The 4,755-nt window shown below is 61.9% G+C and carries 6 protein-coding genes and 1 pseudogene; 5 read left to right on the top strand and 2 right to left on the bottom strand.

Annotated elements, in window-relative coordinates; translation table 11 throughout:
• The 4 genes and pseudogenes from VN004_RS05435 to ptsN form a co-directional block, all read left to right on the top strand.
• Positions 1-252, top strand: a pseudogene (locus VN004_RS05435) (LPS export ABC transporter ATP-binding protein); the annotation flags it as partial.
• A gap of 190 nt (positions 253-442) precedes the next feature.
• On the top strand, positions 443-1,963 hold the full coding sequence (gene rpoN / locus VN004_RS05430) for an RNA polymerase factor sigma-54 (RefSeq protein WP_325607782.1): 1,521 nt from the start codon (positions 443-445) through the stop codon (positions 1,961-1,963).
• 384 nt (positions 1,964-2,347) lie between these two features.
• Positions 2,348-2,971 (top strand): ribosome hibernation-promoting factor, HPF/YfiA family, encoded by a 624-nt coding sequence (gene hpf, locus VN004_RS05425; protein WP_325607778.1) that lies wholly within the window; start codon positions 2,348-2,350, stop codon positions 2,969-2,971.
• Between the two features lie 135 nt (positions 2,972-3,106).
• Positions 3,107-3,571, top strand: a complete 465-nt coding sequence (gene ptsN / locus VN004_RS05420; RefSeq protein ID WP_325607776.1) for a PTS IIA-like nitrogen regulatory protein PtsN — start codon at positions 3,107-3,109, stop codon at positions 3,569-3,571.
• 101 nt (positions 3,572-3,672) lie between these two features.
• Here the strand turns inward: ptsN and VN004_RS05415 are convergent, their stop codons facing one another.
• Both VN004_RS05415 and VN004_RS05410 read right to left on the bottom strand, forming a co-directional pair.
• On the bottom strand, positions 3,673-3,930 hold the full coding sequence (locus VN004_RS05415) for a DUF1150 family protein (RefSeq protein WP_325607774.1): 258 nt from the start codon (positions 3,928-3,930) through the stop codon (positions 3,673-3,675).
• A gap of 75 nt (positions 3,931-4,005) precedes the next feature.
• Positions 4,006-4,431 carry an Hsp20 family protein gene (locus VN004_RS05410; RefSeq protein ID WP_325607780.1) on the bottom strand — a complete coding sequence of 142 codons (426 nt, stop codon included), beginning with the start codon at positions 4,429-4,431 and terminating at the stop codon, positions 4,006-4,008.
• Positions 4,432-4,559: 128 nt separating this feature from the next.
• On the opposite strand from VN004_RS05410, the gene VN004_RS05405 reads away from it, so the two are divergent.
• The coding region (locus VN004_RS05405) for a nucleoside hydrolase (RefSeq protein WP_325607772.1) at positions 4,560-4,755 on the top strand (196 nt) is incomplete at its 3' end.

Raw genomic sequence — 4,755 nt, 5'->3', positions numbered from 1 at the left:
ATGCTGCTCGACGAGCCCTTCGCCGGGATCGACCCAATCGCGGTTGCCGACATCCAGCAGCTCGTGCGGCATCTGACGCAGCGCGGCATCGGCGTCCTGATCACCGACCATAATGTGCGCGAGACACTCGGCCTGATCGACCGCGCCTATATCATTCACGCCGGCGAGGTCCTGACCCACGGCCATCCCTCGGACATCGTGTCGAACGCCGACGTGCGACGCCTCTATCTCGGCGAGGCCTTCACGCTTTAGGGCCTGCGCCGATTCCCGCGGGCATACCATCTCCGCGGTTTCCCTGCGTCATAAAGTGCCTCGCAGCGGATTCGGCCTCAGCCTGCTTGACAAGCAAAAGCTGGGCCAGTTTCATCCACCAAGGAAAAAATTCCGCAAGCGCAGCTGCCACTGCGACGCGGAGTCCTTCGGGGAGAACCGAGCCGAGATGATTTCACTTGCGGCCAAGTTGCAGCTTCGCCAGTCGCAGTCGCTGGTGATGACGCCGCAGTTGATGCAGTCGATCCGGCTTCTGCAGCTTACCCACCTTGAACTCGAACGTTTCGTTGACGAGGAAATCGAACGCAATCCGCTGCTGGAGCGCGTCGATCCCGGCGCGGAAAGTACGGTCGAGCCGTATCCCGAAACGGGCCACGACGCGATGGCTTCCGAGACCGACTGGTTCTCCGACGAGGGAGCCGTCTTGAGCGCGGAAGCGATGGCCGACAAGCTCGATGCATCGCTGGAGAATATCTTCCCCGACGACCCCGGCACGGTCGAGCGACTCGGCCCCGACCTGTCGGCACAGTGGAAATCGCTCGCGGGGGGTGGGCTGGCGCCCGAAGGCCTGGATCCGGAGGATCTTGCCGCGGCCGCAGTCACCTTGCGTGATCATGTCGCGGAGCAGATCGCTTTCGCCTTCGCCGACCCCGCCGCACGTCTTGTGGCGGGCGACTTGGCCGATGGGCTTGACGAGGCGGGTTATCTTCGGACGGATCCGGCCGAAACCACCGAGAGGCTCGGCGCCGATCCGAGATTGGTCGCCGAAGTGCTCGCCACCTGCCGGACATTCGAGCCTCCCGGCATCTTCGCGAGCGACCTCGCGGAATGCCTGGCGCTGCAGCTTGCCGGCCGCAACCGGCTCGATCCGGCCATGAAAGCCATGCTCGCCAATCTCGATCTGCTTGCGCGGCGCGACTTCCAGGCCCTGAAAAGGATTTGCGGCGTCGACGAAGAGGACCTCGTCGACATGATGAACGAGATCCGGGCCCTCGACCCCCGTCCGGGTCTCGCCTTCGCGAGAGGCACCGCCGATGCGATCGTGCCCGACGTGCTGGTGCGGCAGGCCAATGACGGGTCCTGGGCGATCGAGCTCAACGCTGATACTTTGCCGCGTGTTCTGGTCGACCAGGCCTATTTCGCACGGGTCGCATCACAGGCGAGGAACCAGGCCGAAAAGGACTTTCTCGGCGAGTGCATCCAGAATGCCAACTGGCTGACACGCAGCCTCGACCAGCGGGCTAAAACGATCCTGAAGGTCGCGACAGAGATCGTCCGCCAGCAGGACGCATTCCTCGTCCATGGTGTGCGTCATTTGCGCCCGCTCAACCTGCGCAACGTAGCCGAAGCCATCGGCATGCACGAATCGACCGTAAGCCGTGTCACGAGCAACAAATATATGCTGACTCCGCGTGGTGTGTTCGAGCTACGCTATTTCTTCACTGCCGCGATCGCGTCGGCCGAGGGCGGCGACGCGCATTCCTCTGAAGCCGTGCGTGACCGTATCCGCCAGCTCATCGAGGAGGAGAAGGCGACCGACGTGTTGTCCGACGACAGCATCGTCGAGATCTTGAAGAAAAGCGGCATCGACATCGCACGCCGCACGATCGCCAAATATCGCGAAAGCATGAACATCCCCTCGTCGGTGCAGCGCCGCCGCGAGAAACGAGCCCTGGCTGGCGCGGCCGCCTGAACTACCCGCAACGCTGGCGCCGCGGTTGCAAGGAACGGCGGCGCAGCTGTGGACAAGCTGTGGAAACCCGCAACACCGGCTGACCATCGAAGCGCGCGGCACGCCGCCGCGCGACATGAGCGAAGCGCGGAAATCGGCAGGTCGGCTTCCCCCAGCGGAAACGTGGCTTCGTTGACAATTCGTTACGAAATGACTAGAAGCCCGCCCGCATGAGAGAGGGGCGATAGAGCCCATGCGGAACTTCATCCGCCTGAAAAGGGTTGTGATCAACCGGAACGCTCGGACTTGAAATCGGCGCCGACGACGCGGCGAACCTTGTGCGCTTCGGCCACAGGTATAAACTCGAAACAGTTTGAAGTCTGAGCAAGGAAGGTCAGTTTTCAGATGAGCCTGCGCATATCCGGAAAGCAAATGGAGATCGGTGAGGCCTTTCGAGGCCGCATCGAGGGGCGGATCGCCGAGCTCACGGCCAAATACTTCGATGGCGGCTATTCCGGCCGTGTCACCGTCGAGAAGTCAGGCTCGCGTTTTTCAGCCGATTGCATGATCCATCTCGACAGCGGAATGGAGCTGCAGACGACGGGAGCGGCACAAGAGCCGACGCTCGCCTTCGATGCCGCAGCAGAGCGGCTAGAGAAGCGCCTCCGGCGCTACAAGCGTCGGCTGAAGGCTCATCCCAACGGCGGCGATGCCAGCAGTCCGGCCGAGGCGACCGATATAGCCTATCTCGTCGTCGCGCCGGTGGCCGATGAGGACGAGGAGGTTCCGGAAGACTATGCTCCGGCCATCATCGCCGAATCCACGGTGTCGCTGAAAACCATGTCTGTCGCCGATGCCGTGATCGAGCTCGACGCCAAGGACAGCCCCGTCTTCGTATTTCGAAATGCCGGTAACGATCAGGTCAACATCGTCTACCGCCGCGCCGACGGCAATATCGGCTGGATCGATCCATCATCGACCGCCGCATCAGCCCCCGAGTCGTCGGTCATAGGCAGGCACAATGCGTAGATTCAATGTGAGCGAGCGCCCGTCGCGCGTCCGAGCGGACGCGGGGCGTTCCATGAGCGTCAACGGATAACAAGAACAATCCCGGCCGCGGACGAGGGGGTCTGGCGGTAAACGGGAAACCAGAGGATGCCAAATATGGATCTCAGCGATCTGATCGAGGTTTCGGCAATCATGCCGGCCTTGAAAGCCAATTCCAAGAAGCAGCTCCTTCAATTGCTCTCGGAGAAAGCCGCCGGTATCACCGGTATTCCCGAACGGGAAGTGTTCGACACGATCCTGCAGCGTGAGCGGCTCGGCTCGACCGGGGTCGGCAACGGCATTGCCATCCCGCACGGCAAGCTGCCAGGAGTGAAGCGCATCACCGGCGTCTTCGCGCGCCTGGAATCACCCGTCGACTTCGAGGCGCTTGACGACCAGCCGGTGGATCTCGTTTTTCTCCTGCTTGCCCCTGAAGGCGCCGGTGCCGACCATTTGAAGGCGCTGTCGCGCATCGCGCGCGTTCTGCGCGATACCGACACGGTCGCCAAGGTCCGCGGTACTCGCGACGCCGCTGCGATTCACGCGCTGCTTTCCGAAACCCCGGCGTCTCACGCCGCCTGACTAAAAAAAATCTCGCGCAAGTTGGACTTTGCACGAGATTCGTTGATTCTGCGAATGAAATGGAATTTCGGGGCGGCAGATGCCGCCCCGTTGTGCCGCCGTCAGTGGATGCTGACGGGCGTAAGCTCATTCTCGAGGGCCCCGGCAAGCGCGCGGTCGCGCGCATCGGAGAGCAGGATCGGCTGCCCATTCGCGCCAAACAGGGCCCAGAGCTCCAGTCCCGGCGCAATATTGGTCAATCCCGGGAAGCGCCCACGCAGATCATCGCTGGAAACCTTGCGGAGGTAGGCGACCTGGCCCTCGCCCAAATCGGCGAGTTGTGCCTGGGTCAGCGTCAGTCTTGTTTCGTTACCAGTCATTTCAGCCTCCTTCTTGCGGGGCGTCCCTTCGACCAACCCGCCATAGAGCCATTTGGTTCCGGTCGACGGACCGGATCAGTCTTTCACCGATATGTTTATTTTCCGTACCAGCCGTTCCGGCTCCGGCCGGTCGAGATCGATCGACAGGAGACCGTTCTTCAGCTCGGCGGCGATCACCCGCATGCCATCGGCGAGCACGAAAGTTCGCTGAAACTGCCGCGCGGCAATGCCGCGATGCAGGTATTCGCGCTCCGTATCGTCGGTCTGACGACCGCGCACCACCAGCTGGTTTTCCTCGGTGGTGACGTCCAGGTCGTTCTCACAGAAACCGGCGACCGCCAGCGTTATGCGAAGCCTCTCGCCCTTGCCTTCGACCGAGCGAAGCCGCTCGATATTGTAAGGCGGATAGGTATCGCCCGCCTTGGCCAGGCGCTCCAAGGTTTTTTCCATTGTGTCGAAGCCCAGAAGCAGCGGGCTCGAGAATGGAGTCATGCGCGACATTTTCAGTCCTCCAAAGAGCGACGAAAAAGGGAAAAACCCAGATGGCATTTTTCCCATCGCCCCTGATATGGTCCGGCCGATTTCGAAGTTCAAGTCCGTTGCAAAGGACGTCCCCAGGGAGGAAACGCATGTCCGCCAGACAGAAGATCATCATTGACACCGACCCCGGCCAGGACGACGCCGTCGCCATCCTGCTCGCGCTGGCGAGTCCTGAGCTCGATGTGCTCGGCATCACCGCCGTCGCGGGCAACGTGCCGCTCCGCCTTACCGAAAGGAATGCCCGCAAGATCTGCGAACTCGCTGGGAAACCTGACCTCAAAGTGT

This window comes from Pseudorhodoplanes sp. (genome assembly GCF_035565855.1).
In the GTDB taxonomy this organism is placed as follows: domain Bacteria; phylum Pseudomonadota; class Alphaproteobacteria; order Rhizobiales; family Xanthobacteraceae; genus Pseudorhodoplanes.
The sequence above is the reverse complement of the archived record's forward strand: the minus strand, read 5'-3'. Positions and strand labels throughout refer to the sequence as shown.

Coding starts and splice junctions, on each gene's coding strand:
- VN004_RS05410 (WP_325607780.1), bottom strand. CDS start 4,431: ATGTCGCGCATGACTCCATTCTCGAGCCCGCTGCTTCTGGGCTTCGAC.
- hpf (WP_325607778.1), top strand. CDS start 2,348: ATGAGCCTGCGCATATCCGGAAAGCAAATGGAGATCGGTGAGGCCTTT.
- VN004_RS05415 (WP_325607774.1), bottom strand. CDS start 3,930: ATGACTGGTAACGAAACAAGACTGACGCTGACCCAGGCACAACTCGCC.
- ptsN (WP_325607776.1), top strand. CDS start 3,107: ATGGATCTCAGCGATCTGATCGAGGTTTCGGCAATCATGCCGGCCTTG.